At 50.6% G+C, this 24,684-nt stretch carries 25 protein-coding genes and 1 tRNA gene; 14 read left to right on the forward strand and 12 right to left on the reverse strand.

All coding sequences use genetic code 11. The features are described 5' to 3' along the window. The first annotated feature begins 143 nt into the window (after nt 1-143). From eno to BLT51_RS03595, 6 genes are all read left to right on the forward strand, one after another. On the forward strand, nt 144-1,424 hold the full coding sequence (gene eno / locus BLT51_RS03570) for a phosphopyruvate hydratase (protein WP_091280001.1): 1,281 nt from the start codon (nt 144-146) through the stop codon (nt 1,422-1,424). Nucleotides 1,425-1,571: 147 nt separating this feature from the next. Further along, on the forward strand, nt 1,572-2,534 hold the full coding sequence (locus BLT51_RS03575; protein WP_197672592.1) for a nucleoside hydrolase: 963 nt from the start codon (nt 1,572-1,574) through the stop codon (nt 2,532-2,534). Between the two features lie 75 nt (nt 2,535-2,609). Further along, entirely contained in the window at nt 2,610-3,305 is a 696-nt protein-coding gene (locus BLT51_RS03580) for an FtsB family cell division protein (protein ID WP_091280003.1), read from the forward strand. Then, nucleotides 3,302-3,856 (forward strand): DUF501 domain-containing protein, encoded by a 555-nt coding sequence (locus BLT51_RS03585; protein WP_091280004.1) that lies wholly within the window; start codon nt 3,302-3,304, stop codon nt 3,854-3,856. Before BLT51_RS03580 ends, BLT51_RS03585 begins: the two co-directional genes overlap by 4 nt. A 22-nt stretch (nt 3,857-3,878) precedes the next feature. Further along, the gene (locus tag BLT51_RS03590) at nt 3,879-4,829 is read left to right on the forward strand and encodes a Ppx/GppA phosphatase family protein (RefSeq protein ID WP_091280009.1); all 951 of its coding nucleotides are present in this window, start codon (nt 3,879-3,881) and stop codon (nt 4,827-4,829) included. 176 nt (nt 4,830-5,005) lie between these two features. Then, the gene (locus BLT51_RS03595; protein ID WP_091280012.1) at nt 5,006-7,648 is read left to right on the forward strand and encodes a DUF5979 domain-containing protein; all 2,643 of its coding nucleotides are present in this window, start codon (nt 5,006-5,008) and stop codon (nt 7,646-7,648) included. Between the two features lie 324 nt (nt 7,649-7,972). On the opposite strand, the gene nhaA is transcribed toward BLT51_RS03595, so the two are convergent. Beyond that, nucleotides 7,973-9,253, reverse strand: a complete 1,281-nt coding sequence (gene nhaA, locus BLT51_RS03600) for a Na+/H+ antiporter NhaA (protein ID WP_091280014.1) — start codon at nt 9,251-9,253, stop codon at nt 7,973-7,975. 200 nt (nt 9,254-9,453) lie between these two features. On the opposite strand from nhaA, the gene BLT51_RS03605 reads away from it, so the two are divergent. Then, nucleotides 9,454-9,527: transfer RNA gene (locus BLT51_RS03605), tRNA-Leu, on the forward strand. A gap of 46 nt (nt 9,528-9,573) precedes the next feature. Here BLT51_RS03605 and BLT51_RS03610 read toward each other — a convergent pair. Both BLT51_RS03610 and BLT51_RS03615 read right to left on the reverse strand, forming a co-directional pair. Further along, nucleotides 9,574-10,380, reverse strand: coding sequence for an ABC transporter permease subunit (locus BLT51_RS03610; protein WP_091280017.1), 807 nt, complete (start codon nt 10,378-10,380; stop codon nt 9,574-9,576). Next, nucleotides 10,377-11,318: an ABC transporter ATP-binding protein gene (locus BLT51_RS03615; RefSeq protein ID WP_091280020.1), complete on the reverse strand. Its 942-nt coding sequence runs from the start codon at nt 11,316-11,318 to the stop codon at nt 10,377-10,379. The genes BLT51_RS03610 and BLT51_RS03615 overlap by 4 nt, the downstream gene beginning before the upstream one ends. Before the next feature lie 229 nt (nt 11,319-11,547). On the opposite strand from BLT51_RS03615, the gene BLT51_RS03620 reads away from it, so the two are divergent. Beyond that, entirely contained in the window at nt 11,548-12,351 is an 804-nt protein-coding gene (locus BLT51_RS03620) for a Bax inhibitor-1/YccA family protein (protein WP_091280021.1), read from the forward strand. A gap of 60 nt (nt 12,352-12,411) precedes the next feature. Here BLT51_RS03620 and BLT51_RS03625 read toward each other — a convergent pair whose 3' ends face one another. The 4 genes from BLT51_RS03625 to trhA form a co-directional block, all read right to left on the reverse strand. Further along, nucleotides 12,412-12,849 (reverse strand): FKBP-type peptidyl-prolyl cis-trans isomerase, encoded by a 438-nt coding sequence (locus BLT51_RS03625; protein ID WP_253281457.1) that lies wholly within the window; start codon nt 12,847-12,849, stop codon nt 12,412-12,414. 32 nt (nt 12,850-12,881) lie between these two features. Further along, complete coding sequence (gene msrA, locus BLT51_RS03630; protein ID WP_091280025.1) at nt 12,882-13,559, reverse strand: peptide-methionine (S)-S-oxide reductase MsrA; 678 nt, start codon at nt 13,557-13,559, stop codon at nt 12,882-12,884. 3 nt (nt 13,560-13,562) lie between these two features. After that, a complete protein-coding gene (gene greA / locus BLT51_RS03635; RefSeq protein ID WP_091280028.1) occupies nt 13,563-14,042 on the reverse strand; it encodes a transcription elongation factor GreA in 480 nt (159 codons plus the stop codon). 164 nt (nt 14,043-14,206) lie between these two features. Then, on the reverse strand, nt 14,207-14,878 hold the full coding sequence (gene trhA, locus BLT51_RS03640; protein ID WP_091280029.1) for a PAQR family membrane homeostasis protein TrhA: 672 nt from the start codon (nt 14,876-14,878) through the stop codon (nt 14,207-14,209). 156 nt (nt 14,879-15,034) lie between these two features. On the opposite strand from trhA, the gene BLT51_RS03645 reads away from it, so the two are divergent. Beyond that, the gene (locus tag BLT51_RS03645) at nt 15,035-15,796 is read left to right on the forward strand and encodes an isoprenyl transferase (protein WP_091280032.1); all 762 of its coding nucleotides are present in this window, start codon (nt 15,035-15,037) and stop codon (nt 15,794-15,796) included. A 6-nt stretch (nt 15,797-15,802) separates the two neighbouring features. On the opposite strand, the gene BLT51_RS03650 is transcribed toward BLT51_RS03645, so the two are convergent. From BLT51_RS03650 to xseA, 3 genes are read right to left on the reverse strand one after another with little or no spacing between them, the layout of a single operon-like run. Next, entirely contained in the window at nt 15,803-16,750 is a 948-nt protein-coding gene (locus BLT51_RS03650; RefSeq protein WP_157672885.1) for a carbohydrate kinase family protein, read from the reverse strand. Between the two features lies 1 nt (nt 16,751). Beyond that, entirely contained in the window at nt 16,752-17,009 is a 258-nt protein-coding gene (locus BLT51_RS03655) for an exodeoxyribonuclease VII small subunit (protein ID WP_091280037.1), read from the reverse strand. Next, nucleotides 17,006-18,265, reverse strand: a complete 1,260-nt coding sequence (gene xseA / locus BLT51_RS03660) for an exodeoxyribonuclease VII large subunit (RefSeq protein WP_091280040.1) — start codon at nt 18,263-18,265, stop codon at nt 17,006-17,008. The genes BLT51_RS03655 and xseA overlap by 4 nt, the downstream gene beginning before the upstream one ends. A gap of 207 nt (nt 18,266-18,472) precedes the next feature. Here xseA and BLT51_RS03665 point away from each other — a divergent pair, with 207 nt between their 5' ends. Then, nucleotides 18,473-19,564 carry a 4-hydroxy-3-methylbut-2-enyl diphosphate reductase gene (locus BLT51_RS03665; RefSeq protein WP_231943994.1) on the forward strand — a complete coding sequence of 364 codons (1,092 nt, stop codon included), beginning with the start codon at nt 18,473-18,475 and terminating at the stop codon, nt 19,562-19,564. Between the two features lie 20 nt (nt 19,565-19,584). On the opposite strand, the gene BLT51_RS03670 is transcribed toward BLT51_RS03665, so the two are convergent. Continuing rightward, complete coding sequence (locus tag BLT51_RS03670; protein ID WP_091280042.1) at nt 19,585-20,826, reverse strand: DNA recombination protein RmuC; 1,242 nt, start codon at nt 20,824-20,826, stop codon at nt 19,585-19,587. A gap of 131 nt (nt 20,827-20,957) precedes the next feature. Here BLT51_RS03670 and ychF point away from each other — a divergent pair, with 131 nt between their 5' ends. From ychF to BLT51_RS03685, 3 genes are all read left to right on the forward strand, one after another. Further along, a complete protein-coding gene (gene ychF, locus BLT51_RS03675; protein ID WP_091280045.1) occupies nt 20,958-22,037 on the forward strand; it encodes a redox-regulated ATPase YchF in 1,080 nt (359 codons plus the stop codon). Between the two features lie 251 nt (nt 22,038-22,288). Beyond that, nucleotides 22,289-22,723 (forward strand): GNAT family N-acetyltransferase, encoded by a 435-nt coding sequence (locus BLT51_RS03680; protein ID WP_091280049.1) that lies wholly within the window; start codon nt 22,289-22,291, stop codon nt 22,721-22,723. Between the two features lie 128 nt (nt 22,724-22,851). Beyond that, nucleotides 22,852-23,307, forward strand: coding sequence for a GNAT family N-acetyltransferase (locus BLT51_RS03685; RefSeq protein ID WP_231943983.1), 456 nt, complete (start codon nt 22,852-22,854; stop codon nt 23,305-23,307). An 82-nt stretch (nt 23,308-23,389) separates the two neighbouring features. Here BLT51_RS03685 and BLT51_RS03690 read toward each other — a convergent pair whose 3' ends face one another. Continuing rightward, nucleotides 23,390-23,926: a GNAT family N-acetyltransferase gene (locus BLT51_RS03690; protein ID WP_091280051.1), complete on the reverse strand. Its 537-nt coding sequence runs from the start codon at nt 23,924-23,926 to the stop codon at nt 23,390-23,392. A gap of 175 nt (nt 23,927-24,101) precedes the next feature. Between BLT51_RS03690 and BLT51_RS03695 the strand changes: the two genes are divergently transcribed. After that, the gene (locus tag BLT51_RS03695; protein ID WP_091280054.1) at nt 24,102-24,608 is read left to right on the forward strand and encodes a GNAT family N-acetyltransferase; all 507 of its coding nucleotides are present in this window, start codon (nt 24,102-24,104) and stop codon (nt 24,606-24,608) included. Nucleotides 24,609-24,684: the final 76 nt, after the last annotated feature.

The raw sequence follows: 24,684 nt of genomic DNA on the forward strand, positions 1-24,684 counted from the left end.
ATGTAAAAAGATTGAGTAAAATTCATCAGTATTGCGATCGGGATACCCAAATGGCTCAAAACGTAGGACAATAGAAGAGTACGTGCTGGGCCTAGCCTGGTACGAGACTGCAAGACCAAAAATAACAATTTAAAGGAGTCCTTGTGGCACTTATTGAGGCAATTGCTGCCCGTGAAATTCTTGATTCTCGCGGCAACCCAACCGTCGAAGTTGAGGTTCTATTAGATAACGGTGTTTTCGCTCGCGCTGAAGTTCCATCCGGAGCTTCCACTGGTGCGTTCGAAGCTGTTGAGCGTCGCGACGGTGACAAGTCCCGTTACGGTGGTAAGGGTGTAGCTGACGCTGTTGCTGCAGTGTCCGAAGTGATTGAGCCAGAGATCGTTGGCCTATCGGCATCTGATCAGCGTTACCTCGATCAAGCCCTGATCGATCTTGATGGCACCCACAACAAGGGTAAGATTGGCGCTAACGCTATTCTCGGCGTTTCCCTCGCAGTTGCTAAGGCTGCTGCTGAGTCTGCTGGTCTTCCACTGTACGCATACCTTGGTGGCCCGAACGCTCACGTTCTCCCAGTCCCAATGATGAACATCCTCAACGGTGGATCCCATGCAGATTCCAATGTTGACATTCAGGAGTTCATGATTGCTCCAATCGGCGCTTCCACCTTCAAGGAAGCTCTGCGCTGGGGTGCTGAGGTTTACCACGCTCTCAAGTCCGTCCTCAAGGATCGTGGCTTGAACACCGGTCTTGGTGACGAAGGTGGCTTCGCACCAAACCTCGGTTCAAACGCTGAAGCTCTTGACCTGATTGTTGAAGCAATCAAGAAGGTCGGCTTGGAGCCAGGCAAGGACGTTGCACTCGCACTTGACGTTGCTTCCACCGAATTCTTCGCAGATGGCAAGTACAAGTTCGAAGGCGAAATGCGCGACACCGAGTACATGGTTAAGTACTACGATGAGCTCGTTGCTAAGTATCCAATCGTTTCCATCGAAGATCCGCTCTCTGAAGATGAGTGGGATGCATGGAAGGCTCTCACCGAGCACGTTGGCGATCGCGTCCAGCTCGTTGGCGACGATCTCTTCGTCACCAATCCAGAGCGCCTTGAGAAGGGCATCAAGCTCGGTGCGGCTAACGCACTCCTTGTCAAGGTCAACCAGATTGGTACCCTCACTGAAACCTTCGAAGCTGTTGAAGCAGCGCACCGTGCAGGCTACAAGTCAATGACTTCCCACCGTTCCGGTGAGACTGAGGACACCACCATTGCTGATCTCGCAGTTGCAACCAACTCCGGTCAGATCAAGACTGGTGCTCCAGCTCGTGGCGAGCGCGTCAGCAAGTACAACCAGTTGCTTCGTATTGAAGAAGAACTTGGCGATGCTGCAGTTTACGCAGGTGCTTCGGCATTCCCACGCTTTAACGGCTAAGGAATAGTCAGACCTAGCGTGTGGGGCTGTGCCAGATTGGTACAGCCCCACACGTGTATCGTCGTCGTCACTCAATACGAGTATTCTTATATCTGGAAGTACTCACCCCAACTAGAGCTGAAGCACACTGGACTGTAAGGAAAACCAATGGTGGAAAAAATAATTCTTGACTGCGATCCGGGGCACGATGATGCGATTGCGATTTTGCTGGCTGCCGGAAATTCCAACATTGATCTTCTTGGAATCACCACGGTGGCAGGCAACCAGGTTTTAGAAAAAGTCACTCGGAACGCGTTGGCTGTTTGTGCAGCCGCTGGAATCACCGTTCCGGTAGCAAAAGGCGCCGCAGGGCCTCTCGTACAGAAACAAGTGATCGCCCCGGAAATCCACGGCTCCAGCGGTTTAGACGGCCCAGTTTTACCAGAACCGCAGACGGACCTCGACCCGCGCCATGCAGTCGATTTCATTATTGACACCGTGATGCGTGAACCGGCAAAAACCGTCAATCTTGTTCCAGTTGGCCCGCTGACGAATATTGCCCTAGCTGTGTGCAAAGAACCAGCGATCGTGGACCGAGTGAAATCAGTTGTGTTGATGGGCGGTGCCTATACTCGCGGTAATTCCACTCCCGCAGCTGAGTTCAATATTTATGCTGATCCGGAAGCTGCACAGATAGTTTTCGAACATGAATGGCCAGTGACCATGGTTGGCTTGGATTTAACACACCAAGCCTTAGCTACTGCTGAGCTGCAAGACCGGGTGCGTGCAATTGATACTGACTTGGCACGGTTCGTTCTTGATATTTGGGGCTTTGTTGGGCAGAGGTATCGTGAGGAGTTCGGCTTTGAAGCGCCACCAATCCACGATGCGGTTTGTGTAGCAGCGCTGATTGACCCGCGCATCATTCAGTGCAGTAAAGCATTTGTTTCAGTGGAATTAACTGGAACATGGACTCGTGGAATGACGTTTGCTGCTTTCAACGACATTCCAACAATGACTCATCCGTTCCCGGTTCTCGACGACGATCAGTTCCGTACGAATGTTGCTATCACGTTAGATTGGGAGCGGTTTGCACACCTAGTTGTCGATTCGATTCGGGCCTTAGGCTAACCGAATACGTGGAGCGTGTGGTGGCTCACCAGCGCCGTCTCCCGTTTTGGCTACGAGACCTCTAGACTTATAAGCATGGTTCGTCGTCCTTCTCATCGTTCATCATCCGGCAAGCCCGGATCATTTCGTGTGCCTAAACAACAGGCGCAGCCGATGAAACCTGGGGCCGGGCGCAATAATGTTAAAAGTAAGACCCGGCCCGTAGCGCCGTCGTCACGAAAGACAGAATCGGGCGCACGTAGTCGGTTTACTCAAGAACATCATTTAGTTATTGAAGGCCAAAACACAACGCATCGTATTTCGTTGCGTCTGGCATCGATCGTGTTGTTCGTGCTGTTAGCCGTGCTGATTGTAGCTAATCCGCTCACACAGTATTTGGCGCAACAGGAAGAAATCCGGGAAGCCAAAGCAGAGTTGGCATTGGTTAAGGACCGCGTGGAATCGCTGGAAGAAGAAAAAGAGCTGTGGAACGATCCGGTTTATATTCAGTCCAAAGCGCGCGAACGTCTCGGTTTTGTGATGCCTGGGCAAACTCTTTATACGACGACGGATCCGCAAAAAGGTGATGCAACCGAACGCTTGAATGCGCGTGCTGAGGAAGTAACGCGGTTGCGCCGCGAACAAACACCGTTTTTTGTTACTGGTTGGGATTCACTTGATATTGCTGGCCAGGTCGGGGAACGGAAAAATCCGCAGCATACCCCAATATTGAATGACAATTTAATGCCGGAATCGCAAGATTCCACCGATACGAAGGATACGAAGAAATGACATCTGTTTCCCTTGATGTGCTCCAACGCGTCGCTGCGAACGCGACGGAGATTCGCCCCGGTGATCGGGAAATCTTGACCCGGCAATTAGGGCGAGATCCGCGTGGTCTTGTTGGAATTGGTGCGCGGTGTGCGTGTGGTGCTCCGGCCGTGACGATTACTTACCCGCGGCTCCCGGATGGTTCGCCGTTTCCAACGTTGTTTTATCTGTCGTATCCGTGGCTGGTTCGTGAGATTTCACGGATTGAAAGTTCAGGGGAGATGGTGGCATATAACGATCGGCTCGCGGCTGATCCAGAGTTTGCAGCTGGCCATGTTCGGGCACATGAATCGTATGTTGCTCGTCGTGACTTGTTGGACGAGGTGCCGGAGATCGCCGGGAAGTCTGCTGGCGGGATGCCAGATCGCGTGAAGTGCTTGCATGCGTTAGCTGGGTATGCGTTGGCTGTGGGGCCTGGAGTGTGCCCGGCCGGAGACGAGGCATTGGCACAAGCGGGCTGGGATCCTAACGTGTGTCATTGTTCTAGTGACGACGACGAAGCCACTGCCTGATACAGCACTGAGGGAGGTTCTTGTGCGAGTTGCTGGAATTGATTGTGGTACGAATTCCATCAGGTTGCTGATTGCAGATGTTGATGCTGATGGTGTTTTAACTGACGTGGTTCGTACCATGCATATTGTGCGATTAGGCCAGGGTGTTGACCGAACCGGTTGGTTTGATCCGCAGGCGTTGGAGCGAACGTTTGCGGCAATTGATGAATATGCGCAGCTTATTAAGCAGCATCAGTGTGAAGCTGTTGTGTTTGCGGCGACCTCTGCCACTCGCGATGCCTCAAACAGGGATATTTTTATCGACGGTGTTTATGACCGGCTCGGTGTCTGGCCACGGGTGTTGAGCGGTGAAGAAGAAGCTCGAACGTCGTTCGCGGGAGCAATGAGCGCGGTGCATAATCCAGCTGGTCCGCTAGTTGCGGTTGATCTTGGTGGTGGCTCAACAGAGCTGGTACTTGGTGACAGTGATGGAAACGTGCTGAGTGCCTTCTCTATGGATGTTGGATCGGTCCGGATGCGGGAGCGTCGGATGGTGTCCGATCCGGCGACGGCGGAGGAAATCACTGCTGCCCGGCAAGATATTGCGCAGGCACTGGATGAGGCGGAACGTGTGGTTGATCTGAGCCAGGCGCGCACTGTGCTAGGTTTGGCTGGCACTATTACCTCGGTAGCCGCGTTGACATTGGATCTGACTGAATATGACTCGGATCGGATCCATGGGCTCCAGATGTCTGTGGCGCAGATCGATGAGACAACACAGTGGTTTATTGACTCGACGCTGGCGCAGCGGCAGGCGGTTCCATTCTTGCATCCGCGCCGGGCTGATGTGATGGGAGCCGGGGCACTGGTGTGGCAAGAAGTCATTCATCGGATTGCTCAGCGCAGCGCTGAAGCCGGCCACCAGCTCGAGTCTATTACTATTTCTGAGCATGATATTTTAGATGGCCTTGCGTTAATGGCGGCGGGTGTATAGCTTAGAGGTTTTACGCCATCATACTTTCTGACACCATGTCTAAAATTGTGTGTATTCGTGTGTTTATTTCACATTTTCCAAAAGGTGTGCATAAAGCTCGGTTTGGCATAATATACTGCGAGTACTGTAGTGAAGCGGAACAAAACCCAGTACGCTTCAGTAGAAAGGATTCGCTAATGAAAAAAATCGCGAAATTTGCGAGCCTCATATTGACGGTTATGTTGATGTTTGGCTCGTTTAGTCAGGTAGCCAGCGCTGATGATTACACGTATGAAGGTTATATGTCTTCAGATGGTAACGTGCTGAAAATTAAAGATGGCAAAACTGAAGTTGATGGTTGGTGTATTAATCTAACTAAAAAGTTTTTGGATCGATGGGGCCATAAGAACCCGCTGTTTAAAAGGTTAGATCCAACTGCAGAAAATCTTAAAAACCTGGTAGATGGTCCTGTAACTGATAGTGCTGAACAGCTTTTAACGCGCGTTAAGCAAGTTATCAAATATTCCGAAAACCATCGAGAAGAACTTGAAAAAGTTGCAGATACGTTTAAGGGTAAGATAGGTTTTGAAGACCACCGTGCACCGGAAAAAGAAGCGTATTTTTTGGCAGTGCAGGGTGCTATTTGGAGTTTGACAGACCATGAAAAAGCTGGTCCCAATCCTGCATTTTCGCGCACGAAGCATTTTCCAAAAGAAACACAGAATAAAATCAACGATTTAGTGAAAAGAATTCTTGAACAATCAGTTCAAATAAAATATTTTGAATACAGCACAATTGGTATTGGTATCTACGAAGCTCAGAACAAAAAAAATCAAAACATCCTGACACGTGAAAAGCCAACAGTTAATACTTTCCAGGTGAAGAAGACTGTTACTGGTCTTGCTGGTGAAGACGGTAAGGGTAAGGAATTTAAGTTTTCTTACACCTGTGGTGACAAGAAAGGTGATTTGACCGTTAAGGGTAATGGTGATCCTGTTGTTGCTCAGGATATGTTCCCTATTGGTACGGAGTGTACTGTCAAAGAAACCGGAAATGCAGATATTGAGGGTTATACCTTGGTGAAGCCTAACGAGCAGAAGTTAACTATTGGCAAGGATAAGACTCTAGAGTTTAATTTTGTCAACCACTATGAGAAGGTTAAGCCTGCTGAGGGTACTTTCCAGGTGAAGAAGACTGTTACTGGTCTTGCTGGTGAAGACGGTAAGGGTAAGGAATTTAAGTTTTCTTACACCTGTGGTGACAAGAAAGGTGATTTGACCGTTAAGGGTAATGGTGATCCTGTTGTTGCTCAGGATATGTTCCCTATTGGTACGGAGTGTACTGTCAAAGAAACCGGAAATGCAGATATTGAGGGTTATACCTTGGTGAAGCCTAACGAGCAGAAGTTAACTATTGGCAAGGATAAGACTCTAGAGTTTAATTTTGTCAACCACTATGAGAAGGTTAAGCCTGCTGAGGGTACTTTCCAGGTGAAGAAGACTGTTACTGGTCTTGCTGGTGAAGACGGTAAGGGTAAGGAATTTAAGTTTTCTTACACCTGTGGTGACAAGAAAGGTGATTTGACCGTTAAGGGTAATGGTGATCCTGTTGTTGCTCAGGATATGTTCCCTATTGGTACGGAGTGTACTGTCAAAGAAACCGGAAATGCAGATATTGAGGGTTATACCTTGGTGAAGCCTAACGAGCAGAAGTTAACTATTGGCAAGGAAAAGACTCTAGAGTTTAATTTTGTCAACCACTATGAGAAGGTTAAGCCTGCTGAGGGTACTTTCCAGGTGAAGAAGACTGTTACTGGTCTTGCTGGTGAAGACGGTAAGGGTAAGGAATTTAAGTTTTCTTACACCTGTGGTGACAAGAAAGGTGATTTGACCGTTAAGGGTAATGGTGATCCTGTTGTTGCTCAGGATATGTTCCCTATTGGTACGGAGTGTACTGTCAAAGAAACCGGAAATGCAGATATTGAGGGTTATACCTTGGTGAAGCCTAACGAGCAGAAGTTAACTATTGGTAAAGATACGACTGTCGTAGTTGCTTTTGATAATAAGTACACTCCAAAAGAAGCTAAGGTGACGTTCTCGAAGGTTGTTGCTGGTCAGGGTAAAGAGTTGGCTGGTGCTTCGTTGAAGGTTGTTGAAGGTGAGAAGGCTGATGGCAAGGTTGTCTATGAGTGGATGTCTGAGGGTCAGGCTAAGGTCTTTGGTTTGAAGTCGGGTGTTTACACCATGGTTGAAGATCAGGCTCCGCTTGGTTATGAGAAGGCTGAGGCTATTACGTTCCGTGTATCGTTCGATAAGAACGGTGGCAAGGTTGAGGTCAAGCAGGGTGACAAGTTTGTTGCTGCTAAGGATGCCAAGGTTGTCATGGAAGATGAGCTTTCTAAGGCTAAGGTGACGTTCTCGAAGGTTGTTGCTGGTCAGGGTAAAGAGTTGGCTGGTGCTTCGTTGAAGGTTGTTGAAGGTGAGAAGGCTGATGGCAAGGTTGTCTATGAGTGGATGTCTGAGGGTCAGGCTAAGGTCTTTGGTTTGAAGTCGGGTGTTTACACCATGGTTGAAGATCAGGCTCCGCTTGGTTATGAGAAGGCTGAGGCTATTACGTTCCGTGTATCGTTCGATAAGAACGGTGGCAAGGTTGAGGTCAAGCAGGGTGACAAGTTTGTTGCTGCTAAGGATGCCAAGGTTGTCATGGAAGATAAGCCATCCCTGACACCTGAGAAGCCGAAGCTACCTAAGACCGGTCTGGAAATCGGTGCACTCGGGATCATCTCCCTCGCTCTGATTGCCGCTGGTGGTCTTATCATCCGCCGTAAAAAGACACTATGATTCGGCAAAACAAATTCGCTAGGTGATCATCTAGTGATATAGAAGTACCCCGTTATGGATTTGTCATAACGGGGTACTTCTATATTTTCTTTATCCCTGAAATAACAATTTACAATCAGTGTTATATATAAAACATCTATCTAAAAAGAATGCGGTAAACGAGCAATGCTAATATGCCATATTTAGACTAAATGGCTGGCTTACGCCTGCCATACGGCGATGCCAATACGCGGTCATCTATTCCATGACTACCGTTGAGGAAGATATAGTGTGGGGAGCATGCCCGGATGGACGTGCTCCCCACACTTGTTAAGAAATAGCACCCTACTTCTTGCGCTTCTTTGATTTCTTTGGCTTAGGAGTTGCATGCTTTGAACGGGACTCTGATTCCAGACGGCGCTTGAGTGCCGCACCGCGCTGATGCTGGGCAGCACGCCAACGCAGGAACACTGCTCCGATTATTAAAGCTAAGAGTGACCCGAGCAGAACTGCAACGCGAGCATGTGGACCGTGCGGACTGCTTTCGTCGAAACTCAATGTTGCAATCAGCAATGATACTGTGAAGCCGATCCCGGCAACCCACGAGACGGCAAAAATATCAGGAAGGTCAACACCATGGCCGAGCTTTAACCCCAAAACCTTGATCATGAGGAAGACGCCACCGAAAATGCCAAGGAACTTGCCAAGAGGCAATCCTAGATAGATACCTACCGCAACTGGATCTATCAGCATTTCACCGAAGCCACCAGAGTCTACAACGTTCACACCTGCAGCGAAGAAAGCGAAAATAGGAAGAATGAATCCTGCAGAATAAAATTCAATCCTGTCGGTTAAGCGTTGCGTCATCGGTTCATGCTCGCCACGCTGGAGTAACACTGGAACGGTTAAGCCCAATGCGACACCGGCAATAGTTGCGTGTACACCAGATAGATGCATGAAATACCAGGCAAGGATGCCGAGTGGCCACAGCAGGTACCAGCGAACAATTCGACGTTGTACCAGAACTCCGAAAAAAGCGACGACGAGGAGTGCGACTCCTAAGAAAATGAAGTCGACGCCGTCGGAGAAGAAAATAGCGATAATAACGATGCCGAGCAGATCGTCGACGACGGCGAGTGTCATGAGGAACGTACGTACGGCTGGCGGGAAACCTTTACCAAAGACGCCGAGGACTGCCAGTGCGAACGCAATGTCGGTGGCCACCGGAACAGCCCAGCCGTCGTAGATCGGGGAACCAGTGACGATCTGGACAAGTACGTAGACGAAAACAGGACCAACCATGCCACACACTGCCGCCAGAATAGGTACGAGCGCCTGCTTCACATCTCGAAGTGAACCAGCAACGAACTCATGTTTGAGTTCCAGCCCGACGACGAAGAAAAATATCGCTAGCAAGCCATCCGATGCCCAATGAGAGACATGCATATCGAGGTGGAGTGAGTGTGGGCCGATAACAGTTTCCGATAGAGTTGCGTACGATTCACGCAACGGTGAATTCGCCCAGATGAGTGCGAGGGCGGCCCCGAGGATAAGAACTATCCCAGCGGTCGCTTCGTTATGTAGGGCACGGCGATAGCGTGCGATTGGGTTTTGGCGATGTGGCATCTACCAGCTCCATTTCTTCTTTTGGGTGAAGCTTGTGTTTATCTTCAGTTACTCATATTCGAATACAAGTTTACGCTGTCGGAGGAGCTTAGCTCGTTGACAGTGTGGGAAATTACCATATGATGACACGAATAACGTCTTTTATTTTGCTTAATTGGTGCCTAACCCACTAGGATTATCTCGGTAGCTTACGTTACCGTGCCTCCATAGCCCAATCGGCAGAGGCAGCAGACTTAAAATCTGTTCAGTGTGGGTTCGAGTCCCACTGGAGGCACTAAAGGCCCGCAATACTAGGTATTGCGGGCCTTTACAGTTGCCTGCTAGACGTCCGACTTACGGTAGCGCAGGTATCCGAAGAACACTGCCGCTAACGCGTATCCGCACAAAATAGCGAAAGCGGCTCCTGGCGAATATGAAGTTCCGGGAACGATCAGTATGGATGTTTCTGTCTCTAACACGCTGGAAATCAGTGATGACGGATAGAGCGGTGGAATATGGGTGCGGTAGGTTTCGAACTGCAGAAATATGAGTCCCACCAACGGCAAGAGAAGAATCAGGGACAGCATGATTCCCATCGTGGCCGCGATTGAGCGTACTAGATAGCCGATGCCTAAGGACATCACCGCGACGATCGTGGAGATCGCTACCAGTAATGCTAGTGTGCTAACCGCCTGCCCATCAGCCTCCAACTCGCCGCCGGAACTAATCACGAGCCCGAGGGCGCTCAAAGCTTCGATAACGACGGCAACCATTCCCATATATAGGGCGGTTGCGAGGACTTTAGCGACCAGAGCTTTGCCCCGTTTAGGCGTGGCAAGAGTACTGGTTCGCATAGTGTTCGAAGAATATTCGCTTGTCACAGCGAGAGCACCGATGATGACCGCACATAGAGTGAAGAATGGCTCCTGCCGGGCAACAGAGCTGAGGTTCGTCGTCGTCGTTATTCCTTGCGAACGCAGGATAGAAGTTACGACGACGAGACTGGCAACGATGAGCACCCCAAAAATACCGACTGTTAGTCGCATAGAGCGTTGACGAAGTTTAAGGAACTCGCTCTTGAGCGCGCGTAGAAACGTATTGCCGTAGGCGCCAGTAGCAAATTTAGATGTGTAATGTGGCGTGGTCACTGGGCGCCTCCTTGGTTAATCCCCATACGATAATCGAGCGTGCTATCAGTTAGCTCCATAAAGACGTCCTCAAGCGAGGAGTGGGTTTCGGATAGTTCGTGTATTTCAATATTGTGCTGGTGGAGTAGATGCCCGACTTCGCCTCGTTCCATATCGGATGTGACGAACAATCCTGACGGGTGCGTGTCTGTTGCAGGTGAAAAGTCAAACGTGACACCGGCATTGGCCAAGACGCGGTGCAGTGCATCGGCGTCGGGGCTCGCGATGTTCACTGTGGTGTGTGCGCTAGCATGAGTGAACTTTTCCATTGGGCCGGAGTCGAGAAGCTTTCCGCGACCGATAATGACGACGTCGTCAGCCGTCAGCGCCATTTCTGCCATCAGATGCGACGATACTAGAACGGTACGGCCTTCTGCTGCCAGATTGCGCATGAGGTTTCGTACCCATTTGACACCATCTGGATCAAGACCGTTCACTGGTTCGTCAAAAATCAAATATTCTGGATCACCAAGAAGCGCGGTAGCGATACCTAGGCGTTGATTCATGCCAAGCGAGAAGCCGCCAATTTTCTTCTTTGCCACCGAAGCGATACCAGCAACCTGCAAGACATGATCTACCTGGCTACTAGAAATGCCGTGGGTAGCAGCGACGATGTTTAAGTGGCGGCGCGCTGAAATTTTTGGATTGAACGCCTTGCCGTCAAGAAGAGCACCAACTTTCGTTATCGGTGCCGGATTAGACGCATAGGAGTGGCCGTCGATTGTTGCACCACCAGTTGTTGGATTGTCCAATCCGAGCATGCACCGCAACGTCGTCGATTTTCCCGAGCCGTTCGGTCCGAGAAAACCAGTCACTGCTCCCTGGCGAACAGAGAAGGACAAGTCGCGAACGGCTTGAACATTCCCATAGCTTTTGGATAGGTGTTCGATATTGATCACGTAATCACAACCTTTCACTGTGTGACAATCTAGTAGTCAGTCTACCGGAGATTTGATGGCCACCGTCACACCTGTGGATAAATATCGCCCAGAGCTAGATACTGCCTGAAAAAATGGTGAGTTTTCGCCCGCGAGAGAAATAACAGCATGATTAAGTTGTGTTATCCGTTAGACTTAACGCAGTTATACGTGCAGATCGCACGTCGCACTAAACTTGGAGGTTCTAATTATGAGCAACCCAGTAATGTCTCGTAATCCTTATTTTACCGGGCAGGCACAGCGACCGAACCAGTTCGATCAGGCTGGTTTTGCTCAGCAGCAGGTTCCTACGCAGCCGGTATCGGCATTCGATGCGCGTCCGGCTGATGGCCGTATGACATACACGGATGCCATGAACAAAACAGCGTTACTCCTCGGTGTAACAGTTGTTGCTGGAATCCTTGCCGCATTCATCGTCCCACTTCCATCGATGCCGGCAGTTGCACTGATCTCTAGCCTGGCGGCTTTTGGCGTCGGCATGGTAGCCGCATTCAAGCCGATGGTTTCGCCCGCATTGGCTATTGGTTATGCAGCGCTCGAAGGTGTGGCCCTCGGTTCGATCACTGCCGCATTTAATATTTTCTATCCTGGAATCGCATTCCAAGCAATCCTTGCTACTGCAGTGATTGTTGCCGTGACATTGGGTCTTCACTATTCTGGTGCAGTCCGCACAACTCCGCGTGGACGCAAGATGGTGTTCGTCATAGCAATCGGATACTTGGTTTTCACCTTCGTCAACATGATTCTCGTAGGTACTGGTCTCCTCGACGGTTTCGGATTGCGTTCTGGTACCATCGGGTTGGTCATTGGAGCAGTAATGATTGTTGTTGCTGCATACATGCTTATCGCTGATTTTGAGCAGGTAAACGAAGCAATCAAGAATGGTGCCCCAGCTAACTTTGCTTGGACAACCGCACTAGCAATCGTGATGACGATCTTGTGGATCTACATTGAGGTCCTTCGGATTCTCGCTATTTTAGCTGATAACCGCTAACCTCAGACATAGTGTGGGGCCCGCATCTGCAATGATGCGGGCCCCACACTATGTAGTGCATTAACGCGTGAAATGCGTGGAGAAAGCTGTTTGTGTTACTCCGAGAATATCGACGACGAACACCAGAACGTCATCACCTTTAATGCCAGCACGTGGATTACCGGCCGGTCCGTAGCCCTTCTCTGGTGGCACTATGATCATGACACGAGAACCAACCTGCTTGCCGACTAGGGCCTGATCCCAGCCCTTGATAACCATGCCGACACCGATTGGAAAACGGGTGGGCTCGCTGCGGAAATACGACGAGTCAAAAAGTTCTCCGTTCCAGATTTGGCCGTGGTAGTTCACCTCGACTTCGTCGCCAGCCTGTACGACCTTGCCGTTGCCTTCTTCTAGAAGAACAACTTTCAAGCCGCGAGGTGGTTCGGGAGTCGGATACGTGATAGTTGGTGTGTCTCCAAAAGAACCGGAGACGACTGGAAGTTCAACTGTCATCATTACACCTTTCGTCAAAGTAATACACACGTATTCTAATCAAGATTAATGAAAGACGGAGAATCGGTTGGAGACGGTGTAGCTAAGGGACCACTACCCGGCATAGGACACGGCATCCCCGTGGCCGCATGACACCGGTACCCGAACGGATTCTTATCCAAATACTGCTGATGCTCATCCTCCGCAGGATAGAACGGTCCAGCATCCAGCGCTGTTCGTACTTCGGTAACAATCTCGCCTTTTCCAGCATCGTGTAGCACCCGACTGTATTGCGCAATCGATTCTTCCACGAGGGCCTGTTGCTGCGCCGTCGTCACGAAAATCGCGGACCGATACTGTGTCCCGACGTCGTTCCCCTGACGGTTCAACGACGTCGGGTCATGCATTTCCCAAAACGTCTTAACGACCTGTCCAAGAGCGGCATCCTCGCACACTACTCGCACAGTTTCGGTATGACCAGTGAGCCCAGTACATGTTTGACGGTATGTGGGATTAGCAGTAAAACCACCCATAAAGCCAACTGCAGTGCTGACAACGCCAGGCAGTTGCCACATGATCTCTTCCACACCCCAATAGCAACCGCCAGCAAGGTAAATAACTTGCTGGCCAACTTCAGGCTCGGCCAAGATGTCCGTACCTAGCACAGTGTGTGGCTTTGGGGATGGAAGGACCGGATTCGGGTTATCTGGTAATGCTTGATCTTTCGTTATCATTAACTAGCCTTGGAATGCTTCGATACCGAGAACTTTCACAGTAAATTCTTTACCGTTTGGTGCAGTGTAGGACGTCTCCTCACCAATCTTCTTGCCCATAATCGCAGAACCAAGTGGAGCTGTTTCAGGGTAGACATCAATGTCAACGAAATCAGCAGCTTCGCGCGAACCGAGGAGGAATTTCTTCTGCCGACCATTGACCTCAGCAGTGATAACTAGACCCGGGGCAACTTCCGTAACCTGCTGTGGAGCATCGCCAACTTCGGCATGCTCAAGTAGATATTGAAGCTCTTGAATGCGCCCTTCCATCTTTGACTGCTCTTCGCGTGCAGCATGATAGCCACCATTTTCGCGAAGATCGCCTTCAGAACGAGCTTCTTCGATCTTCGTCGCAATTTCAGTACGGCCAGTAGTTTTCAAATACTCTAGCTCGGCGCTCAAACGATCGTAGGTTTCTTGTGAGAGCCATGTTTTTTCAGCCATGTGCATTCTCCTTATTTTTTCAAGTGGGTTGTATGTTTTGAAGCTTGGATAAAAAAGACATGTCCACAGCCTGTGGACATGACCCTATATTTATGTGACAGTATCACTTTACGATCACTAGGACAATAAATACGGCCTAGATTCGCCTCTAGCGGATAGACGTGTCAGGCGAAAATAGCCAGCCAAACAGCAACCACGTGGCACACGAACCCGCCCAGCGTACCAAGATGGAAAAACTCATGGAATCCCCACATTCGTGGCCACGGATTAGGCCATGAGAACGCATAAAACACCGCGCCTACGGTGTAGGAAATACCGCCGGCTAACACTAGCCACACGATAGCGGGGCTACCATTCGTCCAGAACTGGGGTAGATACCAAACTGCTACCCAACCCAGTGCGATATAGAGCGAAACATAAAGAAAACGTGGTGCATCGAGCCAGAAAATTCGTGATAGCGAGCCAATAAAAGCCCCGCCCCAGACGATAAGGAGCACTGTTAGTTGCTCCATTGGACGCAACAGCATGACTGACAGTGGCGTATATGTGCCGGCTATCAGGAAGAAAATATTAGAGTGATCGATACGCCGCAAAACAGCATCCGCTCGAGGACTCCACGAGCCGATATGATAAACGCCAGAATTGGCGAACAAGAAAAAAGAAGCGGCCATGAAAACTAAACAGGCTACAGTAGCGCCCGCATCCGGAGCGAAAATCGCCGATACGATGCCGTTTGCCAACGCCAGCGGCGCTGTCACAGCGTGCAGCCAGCCCCGAAGTTGCGGTTTTAGCGGCTCGAGTGGAATGGGAGTAGACGATTCTTTTTCGTTATGCATTAATAATTATCTCCTTGTTCTCATCTTCAGGCTATACCTTCTTTGCTAACATTCCTATTCCACGCGCCATGCAGATTCACGGTGCACACACTATGTCACCGGGCTACTATTAAGACCAGGACTTACCAACATAGTTTCCAAGGAGGTGGCGGTCTCATGTTCGCGAACGATTTTCTTTACCGTATTTATGAACGACGATTGCTTCGTGAAATCAATCCACAACAGATCCCACACCACGTTGGAATCATTCTTGACGGCAATCGCAGATGGGCAAAAGCCCTGGGAACACCTGCCGCGCACGGTCACCGGCGGGGTGCGGACCACATCTCAGAAGTCCTAAGCTGGGTGCAGGAAGCCGGCGTTTCAATCGTCACATTGTGGATGCTCAGTACCGATAATCTGCAACGTTCCGCAGCGGAAATTCGCGAACTACTCGCCATTATTGTTGGGGCGGTAGAACACCTAGCAAAAAACCCGTCGTGGCAGATTCGCATTTTAGGGGATCTCGAACTTCTCCCACAACAAGCCGCCCATGCGTTACGCACTGCTGCAGAAAAGTCCGAAGGCCACACCGGAATGGTCGTCAACGTAGCAATCGGTTATGGCGGCCGTCAAGAAATCACGCGCGCCGTGCAAGATTATTTGCGCGAACAAGCTGCTTCGGGCGCTTCCCTCGAAGACGTCGCACAGTCAATTAGCGTTGACGCGATCACGAATCACATCTACACCAAGGGCCAGCCTGATCCTGACCTCATCATCCGTACCTCTGGCGAACAGCGTATGAGCGGCTTCATGCTCTGGCAGACCGTTCACACTGAACTTTATTTCTGTGAAACCTACTGGCCAGACTTCCGGCGCATCGACTTCTTGCGTGCGTTGCGCGATTTCTCGGTTCGAGAGCGTCGCAAGGGAAAATAGTCAGCCTTAGAAGCCGTTATCTGGCGAGTAAAGCTCCGTCGATTTTGCTAATTCTTCTCGGCTCGGCAGGTGTGAACCAGGCTGTCCAACAGTAATTCCTGCTGCTGCCGCCGCATAAGCACCCAACGAGGCCAAGCCTTGCCGTGAGATTGAGCGCAATGCTTCGCCGTCTTCGTCGCCGAGAACGCTCATCCGCGCAAGACCATCAATAAGTGCCGCCATTAGCGCATCGCCAGCACCAACCGTATCAACAACGCCCACATTAACTGCTGGCACATGAATATCAGCTTCGGGGGTGGCAAGGTTGAGCCCTTCTGCACCACGGGTAATAACAACTAGTTGAGCTCCGCGTTCTAAGAAGAATTCAGCACTCTGTTCTGGAGTAGTAGGTCCGAGTATTTCTTTCATATCCTCGATAGAAGCCTTGACGACGTCGATATACGGCATAAGCTCATCGACTTCTGCCACTAGCTTTTCGCGCGGCCCCATCAGCGCCATACGCACGTTCGGATCATAAGAAACAGTAGAGTGGCCGTCTAAGCACTCCAACCACTTCCGTAACGTGGTTGCGCCCGGTTCTTGATGTGCACCAATCGACCCGATATGTACGAGCCGTGGTTTTGTCACGTCAGCATCGCATCGGGGCATCGGATAGTCCGAAAGCAGATCGAACGTATATGAGGCGTTCCCGAATTCATCTAGCTGTGCGTAGGCAACTGACGTTGGCCGATTATCAACGGACCCAGGATAGAGTTTTACACCTGCCGCAGTAAGGAAATGTGCGATGTCCGTGCCGGCGTCGTCGTTCCCAATCCTAGTCACAAGGGTGACGCTACGTTCCAGACGAGCCAACCCCAAAGCCACGTTCAGCGGCGAACCACCGGGATGAGTGGTGTGGGTGTGGTCCCGTTGGACGTCGTCGAGGAGTGATTCTCCGATAACCATAAAGGACATGTCAGTTCTCACCTTGGTTTGTTGCGAGTGCGTCATCAGTGCGTTGCTGTGCTTGCGCGAGGCGCTCGCGGGCGGTTGTCAGCCAGGTTTCGCAGCGGCGGGCTAGGGCTTCACCGCGTTCCCACAATTCGAGTGCCTCTTCCAGAGGGATGTTTCCTTGTTCGAGGCGCGCAACGATATCGACCAGCTGTGAGCGAGCTTCTTCATAGGAGTAAGCGGCTACGGCGTCGTCGAGTTCCTCGGCGGTTTGTGGGTTCATGAGTCAGTCCTTTCTGACGCAGTGATGGTTGCACTCAGGATTCCATCGGAAAGTTGGGCGGTGAGCGGTTGCCCGGTGGCGACATTGTTGACAGAAGTGACGACGCCGGAGTCGTTGCGTAGTACAGCATACCCGCGTTTGAGCGTGGCTAAAGGAGAGAGCGTGCGCAAGCGAGCCAGTGTGGCGTCGATGGTGGCAGTGTGCCGGGTAAGTTGCCGATCGAGGTTGTTGTGAAGCCACTGCTGAAGTTGTTCTAAATCGAGTTCGCGGCTTTCGATGAGTGTTTCGGGATGGGCCAGCGCAGGCCGGGATCGTTGCGTATCTAGATCCGTGCGAGCTCGGGACAGCAGTGCTTCGACGGCGATTCGGCCGCGGCGTAGTGCGTGCACTAAGTTGGTGTGTTCTTCGGTGACGTCTGGGACGATCGAGCGGGCGGCATCGGTGGGGGTTGAGGCGCGAAAATCAGCTACGTAGTCTAGCAACGGATTGTCGGTCTCGTGGCCGATAGCGGAAACAACTGGAGTCTTTGCGGTGGCTACCGCCCGAAGTAGGCGTTCGTCTGAGAATGGGAGGAGATCCTCAACAGACCCACCACCGCGAGCAATAACGATGACATCGACGTCGGCGATTGCGTCGAGTTCTTCGAGTGCAGGAATCATCTCTGATACGGCGGTTGGCCCTTGAACAACGACTTCGCGGACTTTGAATTGGGCGCTTGCCCAGCGGGCGCGAGCATTGACTTCGACGTCGTGACGCGCTTTGGTATTTCGGCCAACGATCAAGCCGATAGATCTGGGAAGAAAAGGAAGCGGTTTCTTTCGGCTTGCTGCGAAGAATCCTTCGGCGGCGAGCTTGTTTTTCAGCGCTTCGATCCGAGCCAGAATATCGCCTAGTCCGACCGTGCGCACATCATCAACATGAAGTGACAGGCTGCCGTTTCCAGCCCAAAAATCTGGTTTCGCACACACAATTACGCGGGAACCGGACTGGATTCCTTCGGGTAGTGCGTGGCTGAAAATTTTGCAGGTGATAGACGATTTTTCTTCTAGGTCAGCAAGGGTAAAGAATTGAACTTTGGCGCCGGGGCGGCGCGTGAGCGTAATAATTTCACCCTCGACCCATAGCCGTGACATCCTGGCGATATATTCAGCTATTTTCGCGTTAAGCAAACGCAATGGCCATGGTGATTCCGGAGAGGTTTCACGTGCCATCTGCGGCAAGGTAGCCGGCACGGCAACGGGTTCATGTGCTGCCATAATTAGCCTATTCTCCGGTTTTACTGTGGTTTTCTAGCAAATTTTCACTGTAATTTATCTTACGTGCAGTGCCGCTTTGAAATTTTGGGCGAAAGTCCCAGCGGGTTGTGGTTGGATGTGCAGAGGCGATGAGCAATGATTCGGGGGAGCTGTTAGTCTTGAGGCGTGACGAACCTTGATAATTCTGTAGAGACTGATGCTGTGTCGTTGGCGGGTGCTTCGGCTTTTCCAACGGAGATTTCTTCTGCTCCTAACTCGGACGGTAAACGTATTTTGATTGCGACTCCGCGCGGGTATTGTGCGGGGGTTGACCGGGCTGTAGATACGGTAGAAAAAGCGCTTGAGTTGTATGGTCCGCCGGTCTATGTGCGTAAAGAGATTGTGCACAACAAGTTTGTGGTTGAGACGTTGACGAAGCGTGGCGCTATTTTTGTGCATGATACGGATGATGTTCCGGTTGGTGCTCGGGTTGTTTTTTCGGCTCATGGGGTGGCGCCGGCTGTTCATGAGGCGGCTGAGCAACGCATGTTGCAGACCATCGATGCGACGTGTCCGCTAGTGACGAAGGTACATAAGCAGGCGGTACGTTTTGCGGATCAGGATTATGACATTTTGTTGATTGGCCATTCTGGACATGAAGAGGTTGAGGGTACTCAAGGCGAGGCTCCTAGTCACATCCAGGTTGTTAATGGCCCAGAGGATGTTGCGAATGTTGACGTTCGTGATCCAGACCGGGTGGTGTGGATTTCGCAGACGACGTTGTCTGTTGATGAAACGATGAAGACGGTGGATTTGCTGCGCAAGCGGTTCCCGAATTTGATCAATCCGCCAAGTGATGACATTTGCTATGCCACACAGAATCGCCAAGGATCAGTGAAGAAGATGGCTCCCGAATGCGATGTTGTTATTGTGGTGGGCTCGGCTAATTCGTCTAACTCGGTTCGTCTGGTTGAGGTTGCTGTGGAAGCCGGGGCTGGTTCGGCTTATCGGGTTGATAAGGCAGCTGAACTCGATCAGGCATGGCTGAAAGATGCGCAAACCATTGGTGTTACCTCTGGTGCGTCAGTCCCAGAAATTTTGGTGCGCGATGTTGTGGAACAACTGAAAACATGGGGCTTCACGTCTGTTGAGCCGGTGTCTACCGTGCAAGAGGACGTACATTTCTCGTTACCTAAGAATCTGCGTGGCGAGTTGAAAGCAACGGGCGTTGACGTTGATCGGCCACATAAGGCACGTGACACCAGCACGGCCCGGCAGCGATCAACGGCACGTAGCACCGGTAGGCTTGCCGGCGAATAGCCGGTGCAGGGTTCGTCGGACTAAGGCTGCTTGCCGCCATCCAACTCAGTGTTGTCGCCCAAGACATCATCGAATTCGGTAGCGGTCAGTTCACGAATCGCTGTCTGATCGGAAGAGAGCACGGCTGTAGCGGCAGTCAGCTCTGTGGCCTTATCTCCCAGCGAATCGAATTTGCGATAGGTGACAAGAACGCGAGATTCAAGAGATGATACTGCCTTATTGTAGGACGTGACGCTGGAAGACAGACTGCTTCCAAGCTTGCTCAGATGCCCAACGAACACTGAGAGGCGATCAACAAGTTGTTTGCCAGCTATCACGATCTCTTGGGCCTGCTCACTAGCTTGGGCAGAACGCCAAACCGCGGCAACTGAACGCAGGAGAGCTAGCAAAGAAACAGGCGAAGCCAAAATAATTCCATCTGCTAGCGCATACTCTAAGAGCTGGGAATCAGCTTCCAAAGCTTCAGACAACAACGCTTCAGAAGGCAAAAACATAATCGTTAGTTGCGGGGAATGCGGAAAATCAGCCGGATAGTTTCGTTTCTTCAACGTAGCGACATGATTCTTTACAGCTTTTGCATGCGCACGAAGTAACTCCGCACGCTCGCTGGCAGCTTCCAGATCTGTTTCCGATATGTCATGAGCGGCAAGATAAGAGGCCATCGGAACCTTGGCATCAATTGCGATATGTGCGCCATTAGGAAGATGAACAGTGACATCAGGACGACCTTTGCCTTGACCCGAATCAGAGAACTGCGAGTTTGCCCGCTGTTCATCAAAATCAACGCGCTCTAACATTCCTGCAACTTCGATGATTCGCCGAAGCTGAACTTCGCCCCACGAACCGCGAACAGTCGAATTCCGCAGCGCAGCATTCAATGATTCTGTAGTGCGCGAAAGCTGAGCCGACACCCGCGCCTCTGTCTGTAATTGATTAGTTAACGCAGAAAACTGCTGTGTCGTTTTTGATTCCAACGCACGAACAAACGAATCCACTGTACCTAACTGCTGAGAAATTGGAGCAAGGGCTTGAGCTGTAGAGTTCTTACTATCTATTTGCTCGTGAAGATACGAATTTTCACGTTCAAGCTGTTCTGCCTGGCCACGCACAAAAAGTACATCCGCACGCGCCTGACTGAGCTCATCACGAACAGCTTGAGCCCGCCCGCGCTCTTGGCTAAGCGCCGCGAACCAGCCAATAGCTCCGCCACTAGCCAACGCGATGGCGATGAAAATCAAAAATACACCCAGATCAATAGTCATGTTTACAGTCTAAAAGCTACCTCCCACATACTTTGGGTAACACCCAGGTGAGAGCACCGCCGTCGTCGTCGCAACAAACCCCACAACAAACTAAAGTGACGCACGGCAAGACGTGGACTAAAATAAAACCCGTGGCTTTAACAATCGGAATTGCAGGACTGCCCAACGTCGGCAAGTCAACCTTATTCAACGCACTTACCCGCGCAAACGTACTCGCGGCAAACTACCCGTTCGCAACCATCGAACCGAACGTCGGTATCGTGCCGCTTCCAGACCCGCGCCTCAACACGCTCGCAGAAATTTTCGAATCCCAAAAGATTCTCCCTGCAACCGTCTCATTCGTAGACATCGCAGGAATCGTGCGTGGTGCGTCCGAAGGCGAAGGCCTGGGCAACCAGTTCCTCGCAAACATTCGTGAAGCCGACGCGATCTGCCAAGTCACCCGTGCATTCGCAGACCCAGACGTCACCCACGTCGATGGCCGCGTCGATCCTGCATCTGACATTGACACCATCACCACCGAACTTGTCCTTGCCGATATTCAGACTCTTGAAAAGCAACTACCACGCCTGCAAAAAGAGCTGACAAACCGCAAGGTGTCAAAGGAAACCGTGGAAACCGCACAAGCCGCGCTCGCTATCCTAGAAGAAGGCAAAACCCTGTATGCGGCCGGTGGCGATTTAGACCCGGACATTCTCAAGACCTTCCATCTCATGACGAACAAGCCATTCATCTACGTGTTCAACACAGACGAAGAAGGCCTGGCAAACACCGAGATGCAAGACAAGCTCCGTGAACTCGTGGCACCAGCCGAAGCGATCTTCCTCGACGCCAAGTTTGAGGCCGAACTTATCGAGTTGGATGAAGACGAAGCCCGTGAAATGCTTGAATCAACAGGACAAGATGAAGCTGGTTTGGACAAGCTTGCGCGCGTTGGTTTCGACACCCTCGGCTTGCAGACTTATTTGACCGCCGGGCCAAAAGAAGCCCGCGCATGGACGATCCGCAAGGGGTGGACCGCACCACAGGCGGCCGGTGTGATTCACACCGATTTCGAACGCGGATTCATTAAGGCCCAGGTTGTTTCGTTCGAGGACCTCGTGGAATATGGCTCGATGCAAGAAGCTAAAGCCCACGGCAAGGTTCGCATGGAAGGCAAAGAATACGTGATGAATGACGGTGACGTCGTGGAGTTCATGTTTAACGTGTGATGCTGTTCTAGATCTTAAAAACTGCGGGAGTTCATGGCTCCCGCAGTTTTTGTATAGAAACAAGTCGCAAAACTAGTAACCATTGGATCTATAAGAAGCTAGCCGGTAGGAAATCTCGGCAATAGCGCAAACCTAGGCGTATATGAGCTAGGTTTGCGCTATTGCCGGGTTTTGACGACGCCCTAGGAAAGAACCAGTCGATGACGCGGTGTATGTAGTGATAGGTTGTTACCGTCTATTAAGGATGAGAAATGGAACAAAAGCAGGCAATATTTTCCGACTCAGATACGTTTTCTGGTGATGAGATCCAGCAGTTATATGATTCTGTAGGATGGAGCTCCTATACTCAGCAACTTGAAGTTCTCCTTGCTGGGTTACGGCAATCAACACGTGTGGTGACGGCACGCCAGAACGGTAAATTAATCGGCCTGTGTCGGCTGATGTCTGATGGTGCCACAATTGTTTATATCCAAGACATCCTGGTCTCTCCCGAGTTTCAGCGGACGAGTGTTGGAAGTAGGCTATTGATGCTGGCGCTTGAACCGTATTCGGGTGTTCGCCAAAAAGTGTTACTCACTGACAATGAGGAGCAGCAACGAGCCTTTTATATGAAGCATGGTTTCACCGAAATTCAAGATTATTCTAGTTCAGAGTTACGAGCTTTCGTGCAGATTCATGGTGTCTAATCATAGTAACTGTTAGGAATATAAGCGTATTTAGCGCCAAGCTGTTGGTATTAAAGAAGCCCACAAGACGATCTCACACGAAAGCTTTGTCGAACTTTTATCATGATGGACGAATAAAGGGATAACGAATGGTTTTCGTAAGAAAATTTGTACAAGCGGATGCGCCTGCAATCCTCGCTGCTTTCCACTCAGATCCTGATATGAAACGCCAAGGAAATGTCTCGACGCTTGAGGAAGCCCGCAGATATATTCGGCAGTTTACTGATTCTGATTCGATGGATGCTTGGGTGGTTGATTGTGATGGGCGCGCTGTTGGTCTTGTCGGAGTATCGTTTGATAGAGAAAACCGCAATGGCTGGTTTTTCTATTGGATGTCTGCGGAGTATCGCGGACGAGGATGGACGTCGATCGCAGCTCGAACGATTGCTAATTGGGCATTGTCTGAGGGCGGTATGGAACGCTTAGAGTTAGGGTATCGAGTTAATAATCCGCAGTCTGCCTTTGTTGCTCATGCGGCCGGATTTATTCGTGAAGGTTTAGAACGCTCAAAATTTTTTAGTAAATGGAGTGCGTATCGATGTTGAAACGTGTGGCAGACTGGTCGATGACCCGTGGCCAGAGGGTCGATGTTTTGATTTATATGTCTAGAAGGAGTTGAGACAAGTCTCAAGCCCGCTGTGGAAACTGATACACCCAGCGCACGATTGGCTCGCCGGTAGTCGGGTGGTTGCTGGAATTTTCAGCGGAAGTCTGTGGCACAAACCCAAGTTTGCGATGAAGCCGAACAGCACCTATACGCGATTTTTCAAATTCGTTAACTGCAACGGTTGCCTGTGTCATGGATTCGATATGTTGTAGTAAGAGTTGTAACGCCAGAGTTGCGAGTCCTTGGTTACGCATGTTCGGAACAATATTGATTCCTATTTGGGCCTCACGGTCGATAATTCGGTAATGAGCGTGACCGACAAATTGGTCCGTTGATATTTGTACGAGATAAAAATAGCCAGCTTGGACAACATCCGAACAGTAATCGTTAAGGAATTGCGTCCATTCGTGTTCGGGCCAGTCGATACATCCGGTGGCGTTATCGTATCCAGGGTAAGGAATCTGCCGCCCGGCGTTGTATGACATCATGTCTGGATTGTGTAGCCATCGTTGGCGGTATTCGAGTTCGTTGTAGGTGGGAGTATGCAATCGAATCACCGGGAAATTGTTATACGCATAGTTAGTGTTGCACAGTGGTTAAACAGTGTCAGATAGGATTGTTGTTACTACGTGTAGCGGTCTAGAATCTTGGCAATAGCGCAAACCTAGGCGTATATGAGCTAGGTTTGCGCTATTGCCGGGTTTTGACGACACCCCAGAAAGGAACCAGCCGATGTCAGCCTTATTTTTACGCCCGCTTGGCCCTGATGATGAAGTTCAGGCGTTAGAAGCAAACGCAGAGTTCGCTGGCAGCGGTTTCGATTTCTTACTGAAGTGTGATGATGAGACGTGGTCGCACTATTTGGCTCGGATTGCAGATGAGCGTGCCGGAGTGAATCTTCCCCAAGGGCGGGTTCCCGCAACATTTTTCGGTGCTTTTGTAGAGGATACCCTTGTTGGGCGCGTGAGTATTCGGCATGCGCTTAATGACTATTTGCTCCAGTATGGCGGACATATTGGCTACGGGGTGCGCCCCGAGTATCGGCGCCGTGGATATGCGACTGAGATTTTGTGCCAGGCTGTTAGGTATGCGAACAATCTAGGCATCGATCCGGTGCTTGTGACGTGCGCTCAAACCAATATCGGTTCCCGAAAAACGATCGAGTCATGCGACGGAGTGCTAGAAAATACGGTATCAAATTCGGGCATAATAACTCGACGATATTGGATTGCGGGATAGTTTTTCACTTTACTTTCGGTGTGATAGTTATAGAGAAACTTAAGTGTCAGAGATATATACGCTTTGAAGCTATATA

Source organism: Arcanobacterium phocae, from assembly GCF_900105865.1.
In the GTDB taxonomy this organism is placed as follows: Bacteria; Actinomycetota; Actinomycetes; order Actinomycetales; family Actinomycetaceae; genus Arcanobacterium; species Arcanobacterium phocae.

Coding starts and splice junctions, on each gene's coding strand:
- BLT51_RS03620 (WP_091280021.1), top strand. CDS start 11,548: ATGAGCAACCCAGTAATGTCTCGTAATCCTTATTTTACCGGGCAGGCA.
- greA (WP_091280028.1), bottom strand. CDS start 14,042: ATGGCTGAAAAAACATGGCTCTCACAAGAAACCTACGATCGTTTGAGC.
- BLT51_RS03650 (WP_157672885.1), bottom strand. CDS start 16,750: ATGTCCTTTATGGTTATCGGAGAATCACTCCTCGACGACGTCCAACGG.
- BLT51_RS03625 (WP_253281457.1), bottom strand. CDS start 12,849: ATGATGACAGTTGAACTTCCAGTCGTCTCCGGTTCTTTTGGAGACACA.
- BLT51_RS03685 (WP_231943983.1), top strand. CDS start 22,852: ATGGTTTTCGTAAGAAAATTTGTACAAGCGGATGCGCCTGCAATCCTC.
- BLT51_RS03580 (WP_091280003.1), top strand. CDS start 2,610: ATGGTTCGTCGTCCTTCTCATCGTTCATCATCCGGCAAGCCCGGATCA.
- BLT51_RS03585 (WP_091280004.1), top strand. CDS start 3,302: ATGACATCTGTTTCCCTTGATGTGCTCCAACGCGTCGCTGCGAACGCG.
- BLT51_RS03655 (WP_091280037.1), bottom strand. CDS start 17,009: ATGAACCCACAAACCGCCGAGGAACTCGACGACGCCGTAGCCGCTTAC.
- BLT51_RS03595 (WP_091280012.1), top strand. CDS start 5,006: ATGAAAAAAATCGCGAAATTTGCGAGCCTCATATTGACGGTTATGTTG.
- msrA (WP_091280025.1), bottom strand. CDS start 13,559: ATGATAACGAAAGATCAAGCATTACCAGATAACCCGAATCCGGTCCTT.
- nhaA (WP_091280014.1), bottom strand. CDS start 9,253: ATGCCACATCGCCAAAACCCAATCGCACGCTATCGCCGTGCCCTACAT.
- BLT51_RS03670 (WP_091280042.1), bottom strand. CDS start 20,826: ATGACTATTGATCTGGGTGTATTTTTGATTTTCATCGCCATCGCGTTG.
- BLT51_RS03680 (WP_091280049.1), top strand. CDS start 22,289: ATGGAACAAAAGCAGGCAATATTTTCCGACTCAGATACGTTTTCTGGT.
- xseA (WP_091280040.1), bottom strand. CDS start 18,265: ATGGCAGCACATGAACCCGTTGCCGTGCCGGCTACCTTGCCGCAGATG.
- BLT51_RS03575 (WP_197672592.1), top strand. CDS start 1,572: ATGGTGGAAAAAATAATTCTTGACTGCGATCCGGGGCACGATGATGCG.
- BLT51_RS03695 (WP_091280054.1), top strand. CDS start 24,102: ATGTCAGCCTTATTTTTACGCCCGCTTGGCCCTGATGATGAAGTTCAG.
- BLT51_RS03645 (WP_091280032.1), top strand. CDS start 15,035: ATGTTCGCGAACGATTTTCTTTACCGTATTTATGAACGACGATTGCTT.
- trhA (WP_091280029.1), bottom strand. CDS start 14,878: ATGCATAACGAAAAAGAATCGTCTACTCCCATTCCACTCGAGCCGCTA.